The organism is Pseudomonas sp. Arb-4-2C (assembly GCF_055755015.1).
The window spans coordinates 4,181,516-4,203,784 of record NZ_CM146899.1; the positions used below are offsets into that span (position 1 = coordinate 4,181,516).

Genomic DNA, 22,269 nt, shown 5'->3' on the forward strand with positions numbered 1-22,269 from the left:
AAGTTTTCCAGGGAATGGCCGAAAACATGGCAAGCGTCCAAATTCCCAGAGGTTTTTAACATGGTCATCGATTTCAGCCGTTTGAACAGCTCCTCGTCACTTACAGGCAGTACGCGTACCAGCGCGCCAAAGGAAAACGCCGAAACCGGCACCTCTGCACCGCTGAATACCCAGGCCGAAACGGCCAGTACCGCAAAAAGCGGGGAATCGGTACACCTCAGCAATGAGGCTCAACAGTTGCAGAAGGTCACTGACAAGCTGCGTGATCAGCCTGCCGTCGACAAAGCCCGTGTGGCCGAGTTGAAAGCAGCGATTGCCGATGGCAGCTACAAAGTCGACAGCAACCGTGTAGCCAGCAAACTGCTCAACTTCGAAGCCCAGCGCTAGGCTTTTGCCGGCGCCAGGCTTTTGGACGCTTAGAACCCAAGGCCAGCCATGCACGACACTAATTTATTGCAACTGATCACCGACGACTTTGCTCCAGCTCAACAATTGCTGGAGTTACTGCAAACCGAGTCCCTCGCCTTGCACGGTCGCGACATGCCCTTGCTCGAAGATATTCTGGCGCGCAAACAGGCATTGATCATTCTGCTTGAACAGCATGGCCGCAAGCGCAGTGAAATCCTTGCCAGCCTCAACCTGCCGCTCGACCGCCAGGGTCTGGAGCAACTGGCCAGCCAATCGAGCATTGGCGATCAGTTGCTGTCCCAGAGCGATGTACTGACCGACCTGATTGCCCAGTGCCAGGCCGCCAACGTCAAGAACGGCCAGTCGATCCAGATTCAGCAGGCCACCACGGCCAATCAGCTGAAAATCCTCACCGGGGGCGAGCCACCGGCGCTGTATGACGCCACTGGCACTTTCGCCAAACCCACCAAGCCGCGTACGCTCAGCCAGGCGTGAGCCATTCGATGTGCCTGCACTATCAACCCGCGAAACATGCTGGCAAAATGCTGGCTAGTCGTAGTCAAATTTTGTCTGGAGATTGAGAAAACGTGCCAAACGCCCTAAGCGCGGATGATACTCCGCAGCCACCAAAGGTGCTGACCACGCCCCTGGAAATCTCCAGCAACCTGCGCCAGCTGCAAGAAAGCCACGACCCGCTGATCATCACCTTCCATGAGCGCAGTCAGCGTTTCCAGAGCTACCTGATCAAGGTCGACCGCGAAACCGCAACCATCGCCTTGGACGAAATGATCCCGCGCGATGGCGAGCGCTTTCTGCTGGCGGGTGAACCCTTCAGGGTCGAAGGCTTCCACGAAGGCGTGCGCATTGCCTGGGAATGCACCGGCACGTTGAACATCGAAGAATCCGAAGGTGATCGCTTCTACACCGGCGAGTTGCCGACCGAAGTGGTTTACCACCAGCGCCGCAACGCCTTTCGTGCAGCGCTGAAGCTGACCGATCTGGTCAGCGTCGAACTCGGCGGCGAAAAACTCAAGGCGCCGATCAACGGCAAACTGCTGGATATTTCCGCCACCGGTTGCAAGCTGCGCTTTGAAGGCGACATCACCGACCGCCTGCAACTGGGCCAGGTCTATGACCGCCTGATCGCCGCCCCGTTGTTCGGCAATCAGCCGACCTCGGTCGAACTGCGTTATCTGCACTTCGAAGAAAAGCTCAACATTACCTTCGCCGGTCTGCGCTTCCACAACATCAGTGGACAGGCCGCGCGCAACGTCGAGCGTTTTGTCTATCAGTTGCAGCGTGAAGCACGCCGATTCGATAAAGACGATCTCTGATTCGAACGCAAAAAAGAAAGGGCAGTCCTTGGCGGGACTGCCCTTTTTTATTTCCAACCCGAATAGCAGCTTCTGTCATGGGCACCTGTGGCGAGTGGAACGCCATCGGCGCCCGTTAAGGTCTGGCGCCACTGATATCCGGCGTGGGTCTGTCACCCTCATCATCAGGGCTTGTTGCCGGCTCAGACTCAGGTCCTTTCCCAAGCCCGGAATCAGGTTGCGGCTCTGGCTCCGGCGTGACCGTAGTCTGCATCTGCTCCTGCACCACCTGTTCATCCACGCGCGGGTCGAGGGCTGCCACCAACGGCGAGCTGGACATGCTGTCCGGCATCGCCACGTGATGCAGCGGTGCATCGTCGACCTGATGCAGATTGGTCACCGCTTTCGGCCGAATGCGCCACACCAGCACCAGAGCAAAGAAGCTGAAGAACGCGTAAAGGCTCTGGCTGCCGAACAGCTTCATCAGCACACCCGCCAGCAGCGGCCCGATACTCGCGCCAACCCCGTAGGTCACCAGCAGCATCGCCGTCAGCGACACTCGACGATCGCCTTCGACGTGATCGTTGGAGAACGCCACTGCCAGCGGATACAGACAGAACTGCACCAGTGAGCACATGAACCCGACAACAAACAAAACCTCCAGCGGCACCTGCGGCAAGATTGCCAATGGCAACGCCGCCACCGCCAGGAACCCGGCAAAGCAGCGGATCAGCAGCGCCCGGTCATAACGGTCGGACAACCAGCCCAACGGCCACTGCACCAGCAAGCCTGCAAAAATGCAGCTACCCATGAACAGACCGACCTGCTCGGTCGACAGCCCCTGCTGCGAGGCATACAGCGGCGCCAGACCGTAGAACGAGCCGATGATCAGACCGGCACCCAGCACCGTACTCAACGACTGCGGCACCCGCTTGATGAAAAAACGCGGCTCCATCGGTGCCGGATGCAGCGGCGCCGGGTGAATCCGCCGGGTCAGCGCCACCGGTACCAGACACAGGGCGAAACACAGGGCGACCAGCATCAGCAGTTCCAGACCGAGGCCCGGGTGCATGACCAGAATCAGTTGACCGAGCACCAGCCCCAGATACGAAGCGATCATGTAGCCGCTGAATACCAGACCGCGCTGGTTGGCGTCGGCCTGCTCGTTGAGCCAGCTCTCGATCACCATGTACTGGCACATCATGCCCAGGCCAACGATGGTCCGCAGCACCAGCCACGCCGGCAGCCAGTCGACCAGGCCATGCCCGAGCACCGCCGCACCGACGATCCCGGCACACGCCGAATACGCCCGGATATGCCCGACCCGGGCAATCAGTCGGTGACCGATCTTGCCGCCCAGCACCAGGCCGAAATAGTTGGCCGCCATCAGCGCACCAACCCACAGTCCGTCGACATGGTCAGCGGCCAGGCGCAACGCCAGATAAGTAGATAGAAGGCCCGAGCCGATCAACATCATCAGCGAGGCGAAATACAGCGCTCGAAAGGATTTCCAGATTTGGCGCATCGGCGTTCCGAGCGGCTCCTTGCAGTGAGTATCGGGCTATCCAAACGATAGCCCGATGGCGACGGTTCGTCAGGCCTGGGCTGCTAGAACACGCCGTTCCCAGGGAGTGATTTCATCAAAGAAGCTGGTCAACTCCATGGTCTTCGAAGCGATGTAGCCTTCGATGAACTCCTGTCCGAACAGTTCCCTGGCCAATTGACTACGTTTCAGACGTTCGAGCGCGGCATGCAAGGTACACGGCAGCGAAAGATTGTCCGGCACTTCGAACTCACCCTGAATCGCCGCAGTCGGTTCCAGCTCATGTTCGATCCCATGCAAGCCGGCGGCCAGGCTCGCGGCAATCGCCAGGTACGGGTTGGCGTCGGCGCCGGGCAAACGGTTTTCCACGCGTCGGGCCACCGGCGAGCTGGCCGGAATTCGCAGCCCTGCCGCACGGTTATCGTGCGACCAGCAGGCATTGTTCGGCGACGCATACGGGTGGCACAGACGCTGATAGGAATTCACGTTCGGCGCAAACAGTGCGGTGAAATCCGCCATGCCCGCCTGCTGCCCACCAATGAAGTGACGGAACATCGCCGTCGGCTGGCCGCTCTCGTCGCTGAACACATTGTTGCCGGTCGCGATCTCGACGATGCTCTGGTGAATGTGCATCGAACTGCCCGGTGTGTGCGCCAGCGGCTTGGCCATGCACACCACAGTCAGGCCGTGCTTGAGCGCAACTTCCTTGAGCAGGTGCTTGAACAGGAAGGTCTGGTCGGCCAGCAATAGCGGATCACCGTGCAGCAGGTTGATCTCGAACTGGCTGACGCCCATTTCATGCATGAAGGTATCGCGCGGCAAGCCGAGGGCTGCCATGCATTTATAGACTTCGCTGAAAAACGGCCGCAGGCCATTGTTGGAACTGACGCTGAACGCCGATTGGCCATCCTCTCGACGCCCATCAAGGCCTACCGGCGGACGGAAAGGCTGGGTCGGATCGGTGTTCGGGGCGAAGACAAAGAACTCCAGTTCGGTCGCCACCACCGGCGCCAGGCCACGCGCCGCGTAACGGGCAATGACCTTCTTGAGCTGACCACGGGTCGACAGATTGGAGCTTTCACCGGTGAGTTCATCGGCATCACAAATCGCCAGGGCGCGTGGCTCGTCGCTCCATGGCAGTGGATGGATCATCGAGGGCTCGGCGACCAGCGCCAGATCGCCGTCATCGCTGCCGTAAAAGCGCGCCGCCGGATACCCCCCCATGATGCATTGCAGCAGCACACCCCGCGCCATCTGCAAACGCCGCCCTTCGAGGAAACCCTCGGCGGTCATCACCTTGCCTCGCGGCACGCCGTTCAAATCCGGCGTGACACATTCAATCTCATCAATGCCGGTCAGTCGCTGCGCGAGTGAACGCTGGCCATCGGTTGTCATGACGCAATCCTTGTTATTGTGCGAGCCGCGAACGGCGACCCGTACAAAATAGGCTCCGGCTGTTCGGAATATCAAGCAGCGTCAAACAAAAACCCGGGTCACGGCAGATAAAGGCTGAACACCCCGCCGCCCAGTGGTCCGCCGTTGCGTATTTCGGTATGCCCGACCACGCCATTGCGCTGATGCAACGCCGCGATGCGGTTGGCGAAATACAGGCCCAACCCAGTGCTGCCACTACTGTGATTGATGCCCTGCACGTAATCGGCCTGACGCTCGAGCATCTCGGCCGGGTAGCCGTCGCCGTCATCGTTGATGCTCAACACCAACTGCCCGGCCTCGTCACTGACCGTGATCAGCAGCGACTCGCGGGCATAACGAATCGCGTTGTTGATGCAGTTGCCCAGCACCGACGCTATCAACTCGCGATCAAAGAAACCCAGCGGGCTCAGCGGATCGACCTCATAGGTGGCGATGATCCCGCGACTGGCGAACACCTCTTGATGCGCCGCCAATTGCGCCTCGATGAAATCATCGAGCTCGTGATACGCCGGTTGCAGCGGCATCTGGTTGACGCCGAGTTTGTACAGCCCGAGCAACTGCACCAGCATGCCGTTGAGGTGGGCGAACTCGAAGTCGATCACACCCTGCTCCGCCCCGCCGCACTGCTCTTGAGGCAAACGCGCCAGCCACTGGCTGTGAGCCTGCATCAGCATCGCCAATGAGTTCTTCATGTCGTGAACGGTGGAGGCAATCACCGTGGAGAAGTCCAGAGCCGGATCAAAGTGGTTCATTCGCCAAACGCCTTGCTTTTCAGCTTCTGATAACGCGCAAAACGCGCGTCGGTGTCGGGCATCAGGCCAACCAGTTTCAGGCAGGCCCGACATTCTTCCAGCTCCGCCGACGGCACGTTGGTGTCGGTGCCGTGCAGCAGTGACTGGGCCATGTTCAGCGCAATACTGATGTTCTTCGGTTGCATCTTCAGCGCCTTGCGGAATACCTCACGGGCCTCCACCAGGTTGCCGGTCTTGTACACGCGCACGCCTTGGCGATTGAGGTCGGCAGCGGCGTTGCTCGAACTGAGGATAGTCGGGTCGTCGGTAAGCTTGGCGATGTCTTTCATCACCGCCGGGTCATCACCGTAGATCTCCGCGCAGCTCTTGAGCATCGAGGTGCCCGCCTCGGCCTGACCGAGCATCTGCAATTGCTTGGCGACCAGCAACGCCGCCTCAGGACTCATGAACTGCTCCATGCCGTCGAGGCGCAGCAGCGCTTGCTCGGTGAGCTTGTCGGCGGTTTCGGCATCGTTGAGCAACAGACTGGTGGCCTTCATCAGGCGCGCGCGAATCTGCAGGCCGGGGTCGCTCGGGTTCTCTTTCGCCACAGCGCTGAGGGTGGTGTTGATCTCCAGCCGCGTGCGGGTGTCGAGACCGCGCTCACTGCCCTTGCTGATCAAGGCATGGGCCAGACCGAGGTTGCTTTCCGGGTCCTTGAAGCGCGACTGCGCGCCCTGCGCCACCGCCTGACGATAGGCCCGGGACGCGGTGTCGAAGTCTTCGTTGGCCATCGCCAGTTTGCCGAGCAGCGCTTGCCGGCGCACCGCCAGCGGCGACAAACGAATCGCCTCTTCCAGTACCCGCTGCGCGCCTTTGGTATCGCCCTCGGCGACCAGCACATCGGCCATGCCGTCATACAGCGCCGGCATCATCGGAAACACCTTCAGCGCTTTTTCGTAGACGCCTTTGGCCTGCGCCACTTGCCCACGCTTGAACAGCAATTTGCCCAGCCCGGCAAACGCCCACGGCAACGGCCGGTCAGCAATGATGCTGTCGTAAAGACGTTCGAGCGCCTCGTTCTGGTTCATGTCGCGCAGCGCATCGGCACGATAGCGCAGGCACAACGGCGAATAGCGGATGTCCTGCTTGCACAGCGCAATACAGGCATTGAGCACCTCGACCGGTTTGCCCCGATCAAGGGCTTGCAGAATCGGTTTGAGCAACGTCTTGCGCTGCTCCAGACGCTCCAGGCGCTGGGCCAGGCCGGAGCGGTTGAACGGCTTGGTCAGGTACGCATCCGGCTCGTGCTCCAGGGCACTGAGCACCATCGCCTGACTGGTCTCGGCCGTCACCATGACAAACACCGCTTCATGGCTGATGAGCTTTTCCGACATCAGGTCTTCAAGCACCTGCTGGCCGTTCTTCTTGCCGTCGCCGAGGTGGAAATCCTGCAGGATGAAATCGTAGGACTTCTGCGCACACATCTTCAGCGCCTGCTCGCCGGTGTCGGCGGTGTCCACATCCTTGACCCCGAGCTCGCGCAGCATCGAACGCACGGAACTGCGGAAATCCGAGAAATCATCGACGATCAGAAAACTCTTTTGGTGATACGACAGCATCGAGGATTTCCAGGCAATTGAAGTGAGGGCAATTTCAGGCGCGCAGATGATAGCTGCCGGCCAAATGCTATCAAGCGATTTCGCGCGACTTTTAAGTCACCGAGTGGGTTATCGGCCACAAGTGACGTTCCCTGAAGCGAGCACTTCAAGATTCCTTGCGCAGCAATTACCCTGCGCGACTTCTTACCTTTCCACTACAAGGTTTATCTCGTGTACATCAAAGGACGTTGCATCGTGTCCGCCTGTGCGCTGCTGTTTTTCCAGCAGGCGATGGCGGCTGGAATGGATTGTGCGAAAGCGGTGAGTGCGGTGGAGAACGCTGTTTGTGCCAGTAAGAGCGTGTATGAACTGGATGCGCAGATGAGCGCGGTTTATCGGGAACTGATGAAGATCACCGGTGAAAGGCAACCTGAACTCAAACGCACACAACGGTTGTGGCTCAAGACACGTAATCAGTGCGAAGCGGACGTTGCTTGCCTTGAGCAAAGTTATCGCGACCGACTGAAGTTATTACAGGCGCAACAGATGGATGCCGTGGCGCACAGACCTACCGGCATCGACAAACAGGTACTGGAAGATCTGCAACGCAGCATTCAGGCAGCCAGCGAGGGCGGCAATCGAGAGGTGGCGGTTGAACGAGTGCTGGCTTCACTGGTGATCAATTCTGGAGAGACATCGTTTTCAGGCGACTCTGACAAAGACAACCCCAGCGAGCAAACGCACTTTCCATCGACGATCCCCAAAGACGTTACACCGGATGAATGGAAGGCATTGACCGCCAGCGACATCGACGCGGCAGCAGAAACCGGGCAAACCTCCTACTCGTTGCTGGACATGGACGGCGACGGGCAGCGAGACCTGATCGTCCAGACCTACGCTGGTGGCACCGGCATGTTTACCTACGTGGAAACCTGGCGCCGAGACGGTGACCGGTTTATCAAAAGGTCCTCCGAGCCTGAAAGCGCGCTGTTCTACACCAATGATCGTGGTGCCAACCAATCGGCGTACTGGATCAAGGCTCGCGGCAATATCTACGTCGCCTACCGCAACGGTGCCTACGGTGCTGATCACATCTACTTGCTCAATCCGCTGAAGATCAATCGTGAAGTACCCACCGTGACGGTGCGATACAGCTACTCCCTGAATGTGCCCACCACTCAACACAAGGATGACGGCACCAGTACCTTCGAATTGGAGCCTGATCTGCGGCTTACGCTCAATCGGGCAATCACCAAAGCGAACGAAGCGCAGACCGGTAGCGTGGACACTCAGCGCACGCCTCTTTGCCCGATTCCTGCAAACGGCGCAGGCGAGAACGATTACTACAGCTACGGCCCGGTGCATTACTCAGTGGAAGACGTTTTCGACCTGCCGGTGATAATCGGTAACGACTGCTACATCGGAAAACTGGTTGACTGGTTTGGCAGCTACGACGAAAAACATGGTTTGTTTGCACAATTGGCACTGCGCAAACCGGACGCTGATGCAGACGGGCGCAGTTACGAGGTCAACGGGCGGCGACATGTGACTGAGGTCAGCACCTCGATTGGCAAGGCTGACGGTGGCGCAGCGAACTGAGCCATTGATACGAGCATGAAAAAGCCCCGGCAGGTCATCCTGCACGGGGCTTTTTTTTGCGAGCTGTTGCAAGGCTCTGAATGATGGTGTCCCAGGGCAGGTTCGAACTGCCAACCTTCCCCTTAGGAGGGCTATCCAAACCCCAACAAACACTGGCCGAACCCCGCATTTATTGGGTTTTTCGTCCGGTTGTGTCCGTGAAAACGACGCCGTATAGTTCTTTTTGCACCCACCATGCACCCATGGGAACAAATTGAAAGAGAAGCTCACCGCCAAGCTGCTGGCGTCCCTGCAGATAACCGGCCACGAATATGAGGTCCATGATACCACCGTCGGCGGTCTGTTCGTGCGCGTCACTGCCGCCGGCGCCAAATCCTATGTAGTGACCTGGGCTAGGGGCCGCAAGAAGACTTTAGGTCGTATTGGCATACTGACGTTGGAGCAAGCGCGAGCAGAGGCTACTCAGTATCTTGCAGAGGCTAGATCGCTAGGGGAACCGCTAGTCGTTAGCCAAGGACGAAGAGGCGCCACCCTCCCCTCCTTACGCGAGTTCATCGATGACACCTACATGCCCTGGTTCAAGACTCACCACAAAGGGCATGAGAAAACCCTGCACACGCTCAACAACAATTTCGAGCCAATCATGCCTCAGCGTCTCGACGCTATCACCGGCCGCGACCTGGACCTGATCCGCACGGGATGGATGCAGTCAGGCAACAAGCCGTCGACGGTCAATCGAAAAATGGGCTCCATCAGCGGGGTTTTCAGCAGAGCAGTTGAATGGGAGTACATCGATGCCCACCCAATGGACAGGCTCAAAGCTTTAAAAGTCGACTCGATGGGACTGGTCCGCTACTTGGATGCTGAAGAGACAAAACGGCTTCGGGAAGCACTCGACGCCCGTCAAGACGAAGCGCGGGTGGAGCGCGAAAGTGCGAACAAGTGGAGAGCGGATCGCGGCAAGGAACCGATGCCGAGCTTGCTGCAGGTCCCATTCACCGACCACCTAAAGCCTATGGTCCTGGTATCGCTGAATACTGGCATGAGACGCGGAGAGCTGTTCGACCTGAAATGGTCCGCGGTGAACTTCCAAACGAAGACGATTACTGCCGCCGGCACCACAACCAAAACAAGCGACACACGACACATCCCTATGAACAAGGAAACGGTGCGTGTGTTGGAGGAATGGAAGAAGCTGGCCGGCAAATCTCGATACGTCTTCCCGAGTCAGGAAGGCGGCCGTCTGGAGGACGTTAAAAGCGCCTGGCTCAAGCTGCTAAAGCGAGCGGATATCGAAGGGTTCCGCTGGCACGATATGCGTCACGATTTCGCGTCACGTCTAGTGATGGCCGGCGTACCGCTCAACACAGTACGGGATCTGCTGGGGCACGCCGATATCAAGATGACACTTAGGTATGCCCACCTCGCGCCCGGCACGAAGGCTGCGGCAGTTGAGTTAATTTAACTTTTTAGATTTTCCCAACATGATTACAAAATCGTCGTAATCCACTACTAACGGCTTGTTTGAAACGACGAATTTCGCATATGACGTGAGGGAGTTCCATTCCAATCGAACTTTATCAATATCTATGGCCCTGGCCTCCGGTGGCCGCCTGTGGGACGCCGCTTTCCGAGTGTACTCAAAAAGGTCAAAGTCACCTGAGAACCTGTCTCCCATCACCTGAGCGGCGATAATGAAAGTCTCTTCATCGACATATTGATGCCCCAAATAAGCAAGCCGTAACTTGTAGATTATTGGGTCTTCCGACCAGAGCCAGCTAATCAGAGTTGAGACTGGAACCTTTCCCCTCTTTCCATCCATATCCCGTAAGGGCGATTCGATGTGGTAGCTCTCTAGCGCCACATCAATGAGCTCTTCGATCGCTTCAACAATCTTCATGTTCTTTACGCGCGCGAATAGCTCTAGGCCATCCTTGAGATGGGGAGCAATTCGGGTCGAAAGCACGACCTTTTTGGAACGGTTAGCCATCTGCGAGCCTCTCAAAGCCTGCAAGAATTTTGCTTGCAGATCGTGTTACTTACAAATACGATGTTTACGTCCGGACGAGTATCGTACAGTCCGCCCCATCGATCAAGGATAAACATATGAGCCAAGCAGAACAGTTCGCACCGCTGTCGGTGAGCGTTGAAGATGCCGCAAGAATCGTCGGCCACTCGCGTTCCGGGATATACGAACTAATAGCTAGCGGAGACCTGAAAGCATTCAAGCTAGGCCGGAGGCGCTTGATTCTGATGACTGAACTTAAAGCTTGGATCGAGCGCGCTGCCCGAGAAGGTGCGCGATGAGAGGGAGAAGTGTCGAGTCAGTGTTTGCACCACTGACTCGACGTATCACATCGGAATGCTTTGGGAAGCCACAGATGAGACAAATCGATTCTACTGCCCGCACCCGGACGAATACCAGCGCCTCAACTCGCCAGCAATGCGGTAGCCAGAAAGCGCCTCGGAATAAACCGCAGGCATACCAAAACTCAGAAGTGCGCCGTCCGCGTTCCCCCGATATGAAATTCGTCGCGATACGTGAAGTTTCCTAATTCAGATTTGCGGTGCTTACCCCTGCTTTGGGGCGAGCACTCGCACCTGCCTGTGAGCTTCTAATGGCCAGAAAGAAAGGCTACAAGGTTGATTTCGGTGGCGGTCGTGTACTGGCGCTTCCATATCGGCTACTGGCTCATTCCGCATTCGACAATCTAACGCCTAAAGCGATTGCCGTACTCATAAAGCTGGCCCGAAATTACAACGGACGGAACAACGGCGATCTCTCGTGCACCGCCGAAATGCTGGCCAAAGGAAGGCCTATGGATGCAAAAACACTCGCTTCTGCTTTACAGGAGCTTCTGGACGCTGGACTTATCGTTCGCACGCGGGAGTACAGGAAGGGCCGCGAAAAAGGAATGGCGCGTTGTGCGTTGTACGCGATCACTTGGGCGGCGATAGACGAGTGCCCGGGGAAAGATCTGGAAGTGAGACCAGGTCCCCCCACATTCAAGTTCATCTGATTTCGAATTTTTCGGTGGGATTTTTTCCGCCTGCTACTGGGATTTTATCCCACTCAGCATTGGCGAAATGTCTGGTTGCGTCCGGTCGTTCAGGCGTACCGAGCATCTACTGGGATTTTTTCCCAGTGGTTTTCCCGTAAACCGGGGCTTTCAGGGCATAGCAGTAAACGGAAAAAATCCCAGTCTTATTAAATTACCACCACCGGGTTTATTTATATGGGCATCAAGACCTACAAACAGTCTCGCTGCACGCATGGTCACACAGTCAAATGTAAACGTGTTGGAGGCTTCACCTTTCTTGTTCTCGACTTCCTTCCTTGGACGCTGATAGGTATGTGTCGCCCGTGTGCGGAAGAAGTGAGGACGGATTTGATCTACCAAATTGAAAAGGGCTAAGGTCGATAATCGCCGGTCCATCCAACAACGAAAAAGGCACCACCCTGTAACGGGGTAGTGCCTTGGATACCACGAAGCTTTCGTAGTTTGTCAGTCAACGTCTACAGGAGTGAACTGCTCAGCACCGGCACGCAGCGAACGGAGACCAATCACCGCCGCCCGGGCTACGCGATCGATGAATCCCGTTTCCAGACTTGTACATCGCCCTCCCATCCCCACGATCGCGAATTGGATCGCATGGAACGCCTCCGTTTCGTCGTGAGCAGCCAGTTCGGAAATCTCGACATCGAAGCAAGCGATACCCTTTTCCCAGTCCCCAGGCACGTGACGCTCATTGGGCCACCTCCACCGCGTCGAGCGACTTCTGCATCTGCTCGACTTCGCTATCGACGTAGTTGGCCCAGTCGTAGCCAAGGAAGCTGCCGAGGCTGGCCAGCTCTTCGATATCGTGCGACTTGCCGTGCTTCAGGTCCTTCGTGATGGCGTTGAACAACACGCGCATATTGCTGAGGCGTTCGTGCGTGGCACGCAATAACTCAAGAGCTTCGTCGGCGATCCGAGCGGCTGGCTGGCTCATTGCACACCCCCTACACAGATCCCGCGAAATGGCGCGGCGCCTGATAGAACTTTGACACTGATGTCGCCGAGTATCTTCAGTGGTGCCAATTGAGCCAGCTTGATATTGGCCGGCAGCACCATGGTGGTGATGACCTGACCGTGCGCGTCTAAAATTTGGATGGTATTCTGTTTAAATTGCATGACGTGTACCTTCAAGTTTCGTCGTGTGATAGGCCCTCCCGGTGCTCGAACACCGGGTTGGCCACCTTCTCAATCGGCTAAATCCTCAGCCAGTTACTGCTTGCCCTTTTCGCTGATCCAGCCCGCCGCCCAGCTCATCGGGTCTTTTGATCCCATCGGCTCCAACGGCTCCCCTGCCCTTGCCGCCCTGATTCCCTCCTTTGCCGTCTCTTCGTGAATCCACACCGTGGTGCGTTTGTAACCTGCTGCTTTCTGGCGCTCCGCGAATTCTCTCTGTCGATCCGCCCCAGTGCGCTTTCCCTTGTCCTGATCTTCCATGCTTGCCTCCTGTTAGTGCTGACGCAAAAGCATATTGTCATAGCGTTAGTGCTGACACAAGAGAAGGGATGCAAAAAAATTGCACCCCGGCAGATACGCCAGCAACACTTGAAAGCAAATGGCCAGCCCCCCATATGGAAAGCACAGGGATGTCCCCTGCTTATGAGGGCTTGCAAATCATGGCTACAGGAACAGAATTCGCGGTTGGCGATATCGTCAAATTGAAATCGGGCGGCCCCGATATGACCGTTCAACGCTGGGATAAGGGTTATTTTTATTACACATGCCAATGGTTTGCTGGGAAGAAACTCGAAAGCGGTGATTTCAAAGCCGAGTCTCTCGAGCCCAAAACCCCTGGGGCGAGTTAATGGATTCCTCGTCTGTTGCGCAATGGATGCTCTCGGAGATCGAGCGCAACGCGTGCGTCTACCAGGACGATGTCGTTGATCACATCGTTAAAGCTGGGCATGAGGAGCTTCTGACCGAGAACGCCGACGGCAACCAAGTTCTCGATAAAGGACTACTGGCGGCCTTTCGCAAGCTCACACCCGATAACGTTGTCTGGGTAAAACCAGATCGCTACTGGCGCTTTAGAGTCGCAGAGGACGATCCTGGACGAGATGCCCGTGGGTGAAATAACTAGCTGTGCCGCGAGATGTGAGCACTATTGCTCGCATCTCCAGCGGACAAAAGGCGTCAAACGGAGGTCTTACGCTTTCGTTGGATGCTGAGGCGATAAACCGGAGGCTTTCCTTTATTGCTGATCGTGACGCCGACTGTGTATTTCTCAATTGCTTTGCGGCCCTTCTCCGTCGGAGCTTGGTACCCGCCAACAACTTTGATTAAATCGCCACTTTCGATCAGTGCGTCTAGGTCCGGCCGCGGTGGGAAGTTGTCGATTGCTTCCCGCACCTTGCGCATCATATCTTCATCCATATCGAGTCTCCTTTCGTGGTTGATGATGGCAATATTACATCAACACAGCGTAGATAGACGCCAAAGCGGTATTTTCCGTTTTGGGCTCACCGACACTTTCGCGACAAGGTCGTAGAAAGCATGGGAGGTTTACTCCAATGGTGGAAACCTCGGTACTCCACCATTGGTGGAATACCCTAGACTTCCACCGATGGTGGGAGCTACAGGCGCATCTGCCGAATGACCTGGCGAGGATCGGCGCCGGCGGATAGCGCTATTGCTGATTATTCCGCTCTCTAGCTATATCTTTTAAACGCTGAGTCATCACATCACGAACTTCCGCCAGAGGTTTTTTGCCCAGATTTTCCTCATCCAACAGCTTAAGAATCTCTTGCGCTTCTTTCACCGCTCCGTTGAGATCCCCCAGCCACCTAGATAACATCTGCACCTTAAGATTTGTCAGTCCCATAAACGTCGAGTTTTGCGCTCGAATCTTTTCGTAATCGTCTTGAGAGATGACATCTACCGGGGAAGTAAAAGCACCATTAAAATCAACATATAACGAAGAGTTTTTTAAATCATTTGATGCCTTATGAAACTCCTCCTGAACTATTTTAAATGCGCTAACTGCTGCCGCAATATCATTACTTTCTTCCGCCACCTGTTCTTCTTCAGAGAAAGGAAGAAAGTACGCATTCATTTTATTTTTGCTTTCATGACGCCTAAAAACCCTAGATAGGGATTTAACATCCACCTCTTTTCCAATTAGGTGAGAGACGATAGCGGCACCTAATATCTCGATTTTCCCACATTCTTCGAGTGAAATCTGATGTAACAGGTACGCTCTAGGAAATGCCCCTACATCAGCCAGTACACCTGCTTCATAGAAAAGCCGATCGGCGTTTTCGAATACTCTCTGTGCACCATCAATGAGACCAACTGCAAATGCCTCCTGCTCCTGTGTTAGTGCCATTTCAAGCTGACTCCCTTTGAAAAAGTCATTGTGCGCGAGCGGCAGGCCAAAACCAATACCAGACCTCCGTAATCTAGACCACCCATGTCTAGTAAAAGCCTGCGAAGCTCCGGTCCAACCAGTGAGATTTCGTGGAGTGTGACGTTTTGATCTCAGTGAAGCGGTTTGCTCCCCCCCGCTCCGTCTTAATCTGACGTTGCACGAAGGTAGCAGGCACCGATCGCGTCCTTGCCCGTGGTACGGGTCAATGCAACAACGCGGACGAGCGTCCGATTGCAGTCCGCCTCAGAAGCCTTCTGCTCTGTCATGACCGGCTGACCGCCGATGAACATTACGAAAATCCAGTGGGTAAGCATATGCATTCCTCCATTGAGCTATCGCTTTGCGGCCGACATAGAGCATTGGTGGCAGTCAATTGGCGTCAAGTGAAAACGTGTGCTGGCTGCTTCAACGATAGATGAGAACCTCGATTTCATTACGCAGGAAAGCGCAGGGCTGACCGTTTCGAGCAGAACCGCCGGATCGGGACGGAATCGCTACTGAAGGCTTTCGACAATGGAACCAAAAGCCTGCAAGATGATGCCATATCGATGGCCACCCACTCACGCTGGGTGTGACTTGCCTGGAGGGCACATGAAGGGACTCTTTCCGCAGTACGATTACACAGCATCTGCCGATCACGCCGAAACGTGGAAAACTGCTCTCTTCGTTTTCGATACCAATGTGCTTCTCAATTTATATCGATACCATGAGCGCACTCGTGAGGAGTTGCTCGAAACCTTAGACAAACTAGCTGAGCGCATCTGGATACCACACCACGTTGCTCTAGAGTTTCAGCGCAACCGACTTACAGTAATTGCTGCACAAGGCCGCCGCTTTTCCGATATTCGGAAAGTCGTTGAAAAAGCAAAGACCGACCTTGCAAACAGCATTAACAACCTGCAACTCACCAAAAGACACGCTTTGATCAATCCAGAACCATTGACAACTGGATTTGAGAATCTTACTTCAACTTTTCTGGCTGAACTGGACAAACTTCAAGAGAGCCAGCAAACGCTCACTGCACCCGACCCTATAAAAACAAAGATCGAAGAAATTTTCGACGGAAAAGTAGGCGCAGCATTCCAATCCCAAGCAGACGTTGACAAAATACATAAAGAGGCCGAAGCAAGATATAAATCAAAAATTCCACCAGGGTACAAAGATAGTGATAAAGACAAAGATGGACCAGACGACTTCTATCACAACGGCATAACTTACAAAAAAAAATTTGGCGACTACTTCGTCTGGAACCAATTATTAAAGCACGCCGCTAACAGCCAGCAAAAAAAACTTATATTCATTACTGATGATGCGAAAGAGGATTGGTGGCAGCAGATAGATTTTGACGGACCGAAAACCATCGGCCCTCGTGCGGAGCTAATTGATGAAGCTCATAGAGTCGGCAAATTAGACACATTTCTCATGTACAAACCTGATGGATTTTTAAAGTACGCTAATGAGTTTCTAGCAGCCAAAGTATCAGAAGAAACCATGCTTGAGGTTCGTGACATATCATTAGAAAACAAGAAAAGACAAACAATATTATTTGATAAGAACAACCCAAACTCAACGACATACTTGGCAGTCGCTAGTTGGATTCTAGACAAATATCCAATGCTTGACGATTTATCAGGTGGCTTCCCCGACTTCGTTGCAGACGACAGCCATAGAAAACATGCTTACATAGTACATCTAGTGAAAAACTCTTCAACGCTCGATATCTTGCACTTGATTAAGAAAGCCATCCATACAAGCATGATAAGCACCTTTACAACAGTAACATTGGTATTCATCGTCGACAGCCAGCGCGAAAGCGAAAAATTACTCGATCACCTTTTCAAAAATCAAATCGACACAACCGAAGATAATATTTACATTGCAATAGGACAGATTAGAATCGTAGGCGATACCGGAAGCCTACATATTTACACAGAATCGAACTACAACAACCTGCCACCATTCTGATCAAAGCGGCTTGCCACAAAATCGCCACCTTCGACTTCGTCTAGATCATCCTGACAGCAGGCTAGAGCAGGGCAATCTCGTCGCAGCGGGTATCTTGGGGAAGCTGCATCGCAGCATTCAGGGAAAGGAAGAAGTCGAATGCAACTCAACGTCAGCGGCAAACGGATTTTTGGCAACGGGATCAGCTTCGATGCCGAGTACCCCGCCCTTCAAGCTGTGATGATCGACGAGCGAGTGATTGTGACATTCGACTGGATGGCCTTTGAGAGGGATATTCCTGCTCGAAACCTCTTCTGCTATGACCAATCCGGCAACCCTCTATGGCGCGCGCAAGACATCGATATGGGGATCGTGGATGCCTATACCGGCGTGACGAACGAGGAGCCGCTGTGGGTTGGGAACTTTGCTGGCTTCAGTTGCCGGATCGATGAAGCGTCTGGCCAGGTGCTAGAGACTCGATTTACGAAATGACTGGCTCACTTTTGGGCCATTCATACAGATGTGGGATTTTCTCACTTTGCCCTGTCCGCGAACGGCCGAGGATCTCTCGGTAGTTCGAACCCCCTCATATCCGGGGTATTACCCCGCTGGGGGAAGATGTGCTCAAAACTGAGCGCATCGAGTACGCGACACGTTTTCATAATTCGCAAAACGTGTCGCGACACCTGCCATACCGAAATGGGATGGCAGATCCGGCCCCCAACGTGGGTTGGATCGTTCAACTTCCCCCACTGGGGGTTGTTCCTCAAATTGAGGAAGTCCCGCCACTTCCCCGTAATTATCCGACCTCAGGTTGAGGGTGAACGATGAGTTCACCTGAGCAGCTGTATCACTTTGCCTACTATCGACTTACTGCAACAAAAAATCCTCCTTCCGATCCCCCAAAACCAACTATTTCAGTCCCATTTCGTCCCGTTCTGTGTAGCATCTGAGGTGCACCCAAAAAACACTGGATATAAGATCAGATCATGCCTAATGTGGGTTTGAAGCTATTCAAATCCACTCGAGGCCAGCCCATGAACACAGCCAAGACCGCTCGAGGTCGACAACACAAACCGACTCGCTCAGAGGTAGCCGCGGCGTGGGGTCGCCTGCGCGACGCTGCCAGCGAAGGAAGCATCCAGGCATCCGCCCTCCTCATCGCGCTTGCGGAAAACAAACCGGTCATTGCCATGGAATCGCCCGCCGCATGACTGAGCGCGACAAGAGCGGGAAATGGAAGCCCGGGCAGTCAGGCAACCCAGGTGGGCGCTCCGGGCAAACACAGGAACTTCGCGCTCGACTTGCCGAGGGTGCGGACGCAGTTACAAAGAAGGTGCTCGCGGCTGCCAAGAAGGGCGATATGCAAGCCTGCCGACTGATCCTTGAACGCCTTGTCCCGCCAATCAAACCGACCTCCGAGCCGGTGCAATTTGAACTCGACGATACGGACCTACCGAGCGCAGCCAAATCAATCATGCGTGCAGTTGCCGGCGGACAACTCGCGCCCGACCAAGGCAAGTCACTCATAGAAGGCTTGGGCGCCGTCGCCCGAGTGATCGAGGTCGCCGAGCTTCAAAAGGCCGTCGAAGAACTCCGCACGCAAATGGAGGGAATGCAGCAATGAGCATCAAGTCATTGAAGGCAGAACTACAAAGGATCGCCCAGAAGATCGGCGCCGCAGATGAAACAGTGCTGCTGATTGTGCTCGCAGTGATCCGAGCGAATACCAGAGAGATCCAAGCGGAAGAAGACTTTCCGAAAACCGCTGGGCACCAAGTCGACTATCGAATTCAGGGGCGGAACGTATCGCTGTTCTTCCCCTTCGCAGAGATGGATAGCGACCAGGGTGAGCAAATGGCGAAAGCCATCATTCTTCACACTCGACAAATTGAGCGCGCCGGCCGGACAGCTCAAGTCGGCATTCTCGATATGCGCGTCGCCCCCGAGGAAGGGGCTTGGATCGTTACGAGGCCTCCTGAAGGGGTCACGGTTGAGCAACACGCTGCAGAGCAATACCAGCGGATCGTGGAGGCACGCAATGAACATCCGTAACCAAATCGCCCGCCTGAAGCAGACCGCCGGCGACTCCCAGTTTAGTAGCGACGTTCGGCAGATCAGTCAGCTGATGGACGAGTTGAGCGCCGAAGCCGTCGGCGGCGCCGCTATTGGGGAAACGTCTCTCCTCGAAATTCTCAACGCCTCTACGTGCTCCGACCGCCCGACTCCAATCCCAAACAATCCAAAGGTAACGCAATGAAAATCGGCAAACGCTCAGTTCTCAAGGTCGGCTTGGCCCACCTCCACTACTCCGAATACGAGCACTCCCGCATTGAGTCTCACACCTTCTCTATCCAGCGTCCGGACGGGACCAAAGGAGTATGGCAAGCCGGCGGTTTGATGAAGTCCGCTCGCCAGCTTCAAACACTGGCGCTGGAGACCTTCAAAGACTTCGGCGAAGAGATCGTCTCGATCCGGGAAAACAAAGATTTCAACTCGTCCGCGATCGAGCGCTTGAGCAAAGAGAAAATCGCAGGCGTGACAGACGCCCTACTTCCTGCAATGCAGTCGGTCGCGAAGGATATGCTCACCCTGGCCGAAACCGTCACCAAAGGCTTCTCTCCTGTCACTCCGCGCGCGAGTAGCGATATCGCAGGCTTTCTCGCAGACCAAGAACTGAGAGCCCTTGTGCGAGGCCTCAGTCCGGAAGAACGCCGCAACCTCATGTCAGAAGCGCGCCAGGGTGGCCACCCCGATATCGTCGAAGCAGTGCTAAGAGCAAATCCGATGCTTTCTGGCCTCAACTTTGAAGCAGCAGCGAGCCTTTCGCGGGCGGGCATCGCCGCCTCTCGCGCAGATGACATTGACGCTCTCCGTCAAATGCTGGCCGTTTACGACGATGTGCTCGCCACCACCTCGCAGGTCGGTGTGTCGCTCAGCGGGATGATTGCAAACTCGACAGGCTACGCAGGTCGATTCGAAAAATGGCGATCCGGCTGCGAGGGCTCCGAAGCTCTGCGCGCCTGGCTGGACAAGATCCCGGCCCGAGGAAAACCAAAAGCAGAGGAAGAATCCGAAGCCGCGTAAGCGGTTCGACTTGCGGCCGTCACGGTGCGGCCGCCAACTGGGGGCAAATACCTTGACCACTTACCAGGAGCGCTTCGCCGAGGCTTGCAAGACAACCCGCTTTGCACCCTACACGCTGAAACAAGGCCCTGACTCTGGCTACGTCGTATGGGATGTCCAGCACGTCCGCGACGGCCAGAAGGTGACGATAGACGGGCCGTTCTTCACCGAGGACGAAGCTCGGGTTTCGGCCGACCTTCTACGCGGCACCTTCCGGGGTGCCAGGGCCTACCAGGGGATTTACGACCGGATCTGGAACTACGACCCGCGTCACGAACAGGTGACGGTCGACCAGGCGCGTATGTCGCGCTCGCTGCTCGCCATCCGACTGGGCGTTTCGGTGCCCAACAAAAGCGCCGAAGGCGCCAAGGAGTAAACCATGGCAATGGCCACCAACTACGGCACCAAGACCCGAATCCTGCTGGGCGGCTCAGCCGGCAAGCTGTTCGGGCGTGAACACATTTACGAGCTTTCCACCGGCGACACGCGGGAAGCCGTGAAGGCGATCGACGTCAACCATCCCGGGTTTGCGAAGTACCTCGCTGATGCAAAACGAAAGGGTCTAGAGTTCGCCGTGTTCCGGAATCGGAAGAACGTCGGCGAGAAAGAGCTGCAGATGGGTGGTGCCCGTGAAATTCGAATCGTACCCGTGATCAGCGGCAGCAAGCGCGCCGGCATGATGCAGACGGTCATCGGAATAGCACTGGTCGCGATCGCAACGTTTGCCACCGGAGGGTTCGGTGGTTTTGCGGCTGGCGGTGCCTGGGGTGCCGTAGGGGCAGCCGGCGCATCCATGGCCGCCGGCGGCGTTATTCAAATGCTCAGCCCTCAGGCCTCTGGGTTGAAGCTCAGCACATCGCCAGAAAACGCGCCGTCCTACGCCTTCGGAAGCGCGAAGAACACGACGGCCAGCGGCAACCCTGTCCCGATTTGCATCGGCGAACGCCGGTGGGGCGGGATTGTGATTTCGGCGTCGATTGTCGCTGAGGACAAAGCGTAAATTTCCCCCGATGGTGATACATTCGCCCGTTTCGAGGAGAAAAGATCATGCAAAGGATTTTCGCCGTAGGAGCCATCGCTTCGGCTCTCGCAGGGTGTACCGCCTCACCTCAAGAGATGAGAGCAGACGGCCCGATGAAAACTTACACGTCTGCAAAGCCTGAACAGCAGGTGGCCGAGTGCATCCTCTATGCTTGGCAGAATGAATCACTGGCAGGAGTTCATTACCCCGTGAGCCTTCAGCCCAAGCCGGGCGGCGGCAGGACTGTCGTCAGCGCCAACTACCGTGAGATGGTCAACGTCACCGGTAGCAACGGCCGAACAAAAGTTGAGTTCTTCTCCGACAGTAGCATGGGATGGATATCTGACCGCCGTGCCGCCAGCGCCAAGTCCTGCCTCTGAGCTGATCTGGGGCGTTCACATCGTGTTGCTTCCGCAATCCTCCGATCAATCGGGATTGAGCCTTTCTCCAGGCGATGAATCAGGCTGAGTATTTAACCTCGAGAGCCTCTAGCTTTGACGCGATAGAATCTATGACGGCTTGGAGACTTGCACTTTTTTCAGCTATAGATTTCTCTGTTTTAGATGTTAAAAGGCCTCTCAATCCTGAGCCTTCACGCCAAGTTGATTTGGCTTGCTCAGTAGCTAGCTGAACGATTGCCCCCTTGAGTTCTGTTGCTCGATTCTGCCACTCCCATTGATTCTTAACGACCACCTTGTCCAGCAAGATGCAATGGCCTTTGAATTTCTCCAATGCGGCACCGACGCTTCCTGCCGCTTCAATCTCTGATCGAAGATCAACACCCTGATCATAGGAGCGTATCCATTTCGCTCGCAGAATATTGAGGCTCACCTCAATTTCCCGAAAAGCAACATTTGCATCCCACACCACACCCAGCGCCTTGCCGTGAATGAGCTGCAGCTTCCAGCTATTCCACCCCTTGAAAGCCAACCCAGCTACGAATACAGCGGCTATCGCTTGGAGGAGCGCGGACACGGAGTTGATGAAGCTATAAGCCTTGTCCGCGCTCTCCACCCTGCCATCTGTGAAGGTAGCGTAGAAAACTCCGCAAATTATGACGATGAATGCCACGAGCAGGCCGTAAAAACCAACGGCATAAGGATTTTTCATTGGATGAAGAACCTAG

General features: G+C 55.5%; 29 protein-coding genes. 18 read left to right on the forward strand and 11 right to left on the reverse strand.

The window, feature by feature from the left end; genetic code table 11:
• Positions 1–60: 60 nt before the first annotated feature.
• From flgM to AC0J41_RS18885, 3 genes are all read left to right on the forward strand, one after another.
• Entirely contained in the window at positions 61–387 is a 327-nt protein-coding gene (gene flgM / locus AC0J41_RS18875) for a flagellar biosynthesis anti-sigma factor FlgM (protein WP_473013287.1), read from the forward strand.
• 48 nt (positions 388–435) lie between these two features.
• Positions 436–903: a flagella synthesis protein FlgN gene (locus AC0J41_RS18880; RefSeq protein WP_025112926.1), complete on the forward strand. Its 468-nt coding sequence runs from the start codon at positions 436–438 to the stop codon at positions 901–903.
• Between the two features lie 92 nt (positions 904–995).
• Entirely contained in the window at positions 996–1,742 is a 747-nt protein-coding gene (locus AC0J41_RS18885; protein ID WP_025112925.1) for a flagellar brake protein, read from the forward strand.
• Positions 1,743–1,857: 115 nt separating this feature from the next.
• Here AC0J41_RS18885 and AC0J41_RS18890 read toward each other — a convergent pair whose 3' ends face one another.
• The 4 genes from AC0J41_RS18890 to AC0J41_RS18905 form a co-directional block, all read right to left on the reverse strand.
• Positions 1,858–3,246, reverse strand: a complete 1,389-nt coding sequence (locus AC0J41_RS18890) for an MFS transporter (RefSeq protein WP_025112924.1) — start codon at positions 3,244–3,246, stop codon at positions 1,858–1,860.
• Between the two features lie 69 nt (positions 3,247–3,315).
• Positions 3,316–4,557, reverse strand: coding sequence for a glutamine synthetase family protein (locus tag AC0J41_RS18895; protein ID WP_473016022.1), 1,242 nt, complete (start codon positions 4,555–4,557; stop codon positions 3,316–3,318).
• 200 nt (positions 4,558–4,757) lie between these two features.
• Positions 4,758–5,450, reverse strand: coding sequence for a sensor histidine kinase (locus AC0J41_RS18900; RefSeq protein ID WP_473013288.1), 693 nt, complete (start codon positions 5,448–5,450; stop codon positions 4,758–4,760).
• Positions 5,447–7,051 (reverse strand): response regulator, encoded by a 1,605-nt coding sequence (locus AC0J41_RS18905; protein ID WP_473013289.1) that lies wholly within the window; start codon positions 7,049–7,051, stop codon positions 5,447–5,449. Before AC0J41_RS18905 ends, AC0J41_RS18900 begins: the two co-directional genes overlap by 4 nt.
• Before the next feature lie 234 nt (positions 7,052–7,285).
• Here AC0J41_RS18905 and AC0J41_RS18910 point away from each other — a divergent pair, with 234 nt between their 5' ends.
• Together AC0J41_RS18910 and AC0J41_RS18915 are read left to right on the forward strand one after the other, a co-directional pair.
• The gene (locus AC0J41_RS18910) at positions 7,286–8,629 is read left to right on the forward strand and encodes a lysozyme inhibitor LprI family protein (RefSeq protein ID WP_473013290.1); all 1,344 of its coding nucleotides are present in this window, start codon (positions 7,286–7,288) and stop codon (positions 8,627–8,629) included.
• Between the two features lie 253 nt (positions 8,630–8,882).
• Positions 8,883–10,094, forward strand: a complete 1,212-nt coding sequence (locus AC0J41_RS18915) for a tyrosine-type recombinase/integrase (protein ID WP_473013291.1) — start codon at positions 8,883–8,885, stop codon at positions 10,092–10,094.
• On the opposite strand, the gene AC0J41_RS18920 is transcribed toward AC0J41_RS18915, so the two are convergent.
• On the reverse strand, positions 10,086–10,619 hold the full coding sequence (locus tag AC0J41_RS18920; RefSeq protein WP_473013292.1) for a hypothetical protein: 534 nt from the start codon (positions 10,617–10,619) through the stop codon (positions 10,086–10,088). The two genes, AC0J41_RS18915 and AC0J41_RS18920, sit on opposite strands and share 9 nt — an antisense overlap.
• Before the next feature lie 116 nt (positions 10,620–10,735).
• Between AC0J41_RS18920 and AC0J41_RS18925 the strand changes: the two genes are divergently transcribed.
• Entirely contained in the window at positions 10,736–10,936 is a 201-nt protein-coding gene (locus AC0J41_RS18925) for a helix-turn-helix domain-containing protein (protein WP_473013293.1), read from the forward strand.
• Between the two features lie 311 nt (positions 10,937–11,247).
• Positions 11,248–11,649, forward strand: coding sequence for a hypothetical protein (locus AC0J41_RS18930; protein ID WP_473013294.1), 402 nt, complete (start codon positions 11,248–11,250; stop codon positions 11,647–11,649).
• A gap of 727 nt (positions 11,650–12,376) precedes the next feature.
• Here AC0J41_RS18930 and AC0J41_RS18935 read toward each other — a convergent pair.
• The 3 genes from AC0J41_RS18935 to AC0J41_RS18945 form a co-directional block, all read right to left on the reverse strand.
• Entirely contained in the window at positions 12,377–12,622 is a 246-nt protein-coding gene (locus AC0J41_RS18935) for a hypothetical protein (protein ID WP_473013295.1), read from the reverse strand.
• Positions 12,619–12,804 carry a hypothetical protein gene (locus tag AC0J41_RS18940; protein ID WP_473013296.1) on the reverse strand — a complete coding sequence of 62 codons (186 nt, stop codon included), beginning with the start codon at positions 12,802–12,804 and terminating at the stop codon, positions 12,619–12,621. The genes AC0J41_RS18935 and AC0J41_RS18940 overlap by 4 nt, the downstream gene beginning before the upstream one ends.
• A 93-nt stretch (positions 12,805–12,897) precedes the next feature.
• Positions 12,898–13,122 carry a hypothetical protein gene (locus tag AC0J41_RS18945; RefSeq protein WP_473013297.1) on the reverse strand — a complete coding sequence of 75 codons (225 nt, stop codon included), beginning with the start codon at positions 13,120–13,122 and terminating at the stop codon, positions 12,898–12,900.
• Positions 13,123–13,190: 68 nt separating this feature from the next.
• Between AC0J41_RS18945 and AC0J41_RS18950 the strand changes: the two genes are divergently transcribed.
• Together AC0J41_RS18950 and AC0J41_RS18955 are read left to right on the forward strand one after the other, a co-directional pair.
• Positions 13,191–13,490: a YodC family protein gene (locus AC0J41_RS18950; RefSeq protein WP_473013298.1), complete on the forward strand. Its 300-nt coding sequence runs from the start codon at positions 13,191–13,193 to the stop codon at positions 13,488–13,490.
• The gene (locus AC0J41_RS18955; protein ID WP_473013299.1) at positions 13,490–13,756 is read left to right on the forward strand and encodes a DUF6953 family protein; all 267 of its coding nucleotides are present in this window, start codon (positions 13,490–13,492) and stop codon (positions 13,754–13,756) included. The genes AC0J41_RS18950 and AC0J41_RS18955 overlap by 1 nt, the downstream gene beginning before the upstream one ends.
• Before the next feature lie 62 nt (positions 13,757–13,818).
• Here AC0J41_RS18955 and AC0J41_RS18960 read toward each other — a convergent pair whose 3' ends face one another.
• Both AC0J41_RS18960 and AC0J41_RS18965 read right to left on the reverse strand, forming a co-directional pair.
• The gene (locus tag AC0J41_RS18960) at positions 13,819–14,058 is read right to left on the reverse strand and encodes a hypothetical protein (RefSeq protein ID WP_473013300.1); all 240 of its coding nucleotides are present in this window, start codon (positions 14,056–14,058) and stop codon (positions 13,819–13,821) included.
• A gap of 253 nt (positions 14,059–14,311) precedes the next feature.
• The gene (locus AC0J41_RS18965) at positions 14,312–15,010 is read right to left on the reverse strand and encodes an AbiV family abortive infection protein (RefSeq protein WP_473013301.1); all 699 of its coding nucleotides are present in this window, start codon (positions 15,008–15,010) and stop codon (positions 14,312–14,314) included.
• 633 nt (positions 15,011–15,643) lie between these two features.
• Here AC0J41_RS18965 and AC0J41_RS18970 point away from each other — a divergent pair.
• From AC0J41_RS18970 to AC0J41_RS19010, 9 genes are all read left to right on the forward strand, one after another.
• Positions 15,644–17,017, forward strand: coding sequence for a PIN-like domain-containing protein (locus AC0J41_RS18970; protein ID WP_473013302.1), 1,374 nt, complete (start codon positions 15,644–15,646; stop codon positions 17,015–17,017).
• 138 nt (positions 17,018–17,155) lie between these two features.
• Positions 17,156–17,488: a DUF7957 family protein gene (locus AC0J41_RS18975; protein WP_473013303.1), complete on the forward strand. Its 333-nt coding sequence runs from the start codon at positions 17,156–17,158 to the stop codon at positions 17,486–17,488.
• Positions 17,489–18,206: 718 nt separating this feature from the next.
• Positions 18,207–18,623, forward strand: coding sequence for a DUF5681 domain-containing protein (locus tag AC0J41_RS18980; RefSeq protein ID WP_085730375.1), 417 nt, complete (start codon positions 18,207–18,209; stop codon positions 18,621–18,623).
• Entirely contained in the window at positions 18,620–19,051 is a 432-nt protein-coding gene (locus AC0J41_RS18985; protein WP_473013304.1) for a hypothetical protein, read from the forward strand. Before AC0J41_RS18980 ends, AC0J41_RS18985 begins: the two co-directional genes overlap by 4 nt.
• Positions 19,038–19,256, forward strand: coding sequence for a hypothetical protein (locus AC0J41_RS18990; RefSeq protein ID WP_473013305.1), 219 nt, complete (start codon positions 19,038–19,040; stop codon positions 19,254–19,256). The genes AC0J41_RS18985 and AC0J41_RS18990 overlap by 14 nt, the downstream gene beginning before the upstream one ends.
• Positions 19,253–20,083: a hypothetical protein gene (locus AC0J41_RS18995; protein WP_473013306.1), complete on the forward strand. Its 831-nt coding sequence runs from the start codon at positions 19,253–19,255 to the stop codon at positions 20,081–20,083. The genes AC0J41_RS18990 and AC0J41_RS18995 overlap by 4 nt, the downstream gene beginning before the upstream one ends.
• Positions 20,084–20,135: 52 nt before the next feature.
• Positions 20,136–20,498, forward strand: coding sequence for a hypothetical protein (locus AC0J41_RS19000; RefSeq protein ID WP_473013307.1), 363 nt, complete (start codon positions 20,136–20,138; stop codon positions 20,496–20,498).
• A gap of 3 nt (positions 20,499–20,501) precedes the next feature.
• Positions 20,502–21,122, forward strand: coding sequence for a tail assembly protein (locus AC0J41_RS19005; RefSeq protein ID WP_473013308.1), 621 nt, complete (start codon positions 20,502–20,504; stop codon positions 21,120–21,122).
• Between the two features lie 134 nt (positions 21,123–21,256).
• Positions 21,257–21,523 (forward strand): hypothetical protein, encoded by a 267-nt coding sequence (locus AC0J41_RS19010; RefSeq protein ID WP_473013309.1) that lies wholly within the window; start codon positions 21,257–21,259, stop codon positions 21,521–21,523.
• A gap of 79 nt (positions 21,524–21,602) precedes the next feature.
• Here AC0J41_RS19010 and AC0J41_RS19015 read toward each other — a convergent pair whose 3' ends face one another.
• A complete protein-coding gene (locus AC0J41_RS19015) occupies positions 21,603–22,253 on the reverse strand; it encodes a hypothetical protein (protein ID WP_473013310.1) in 651 nt (216 codons plus the stop codon).
• Positions 22,254–22,269: the final 16 nt, after the last annotated feature.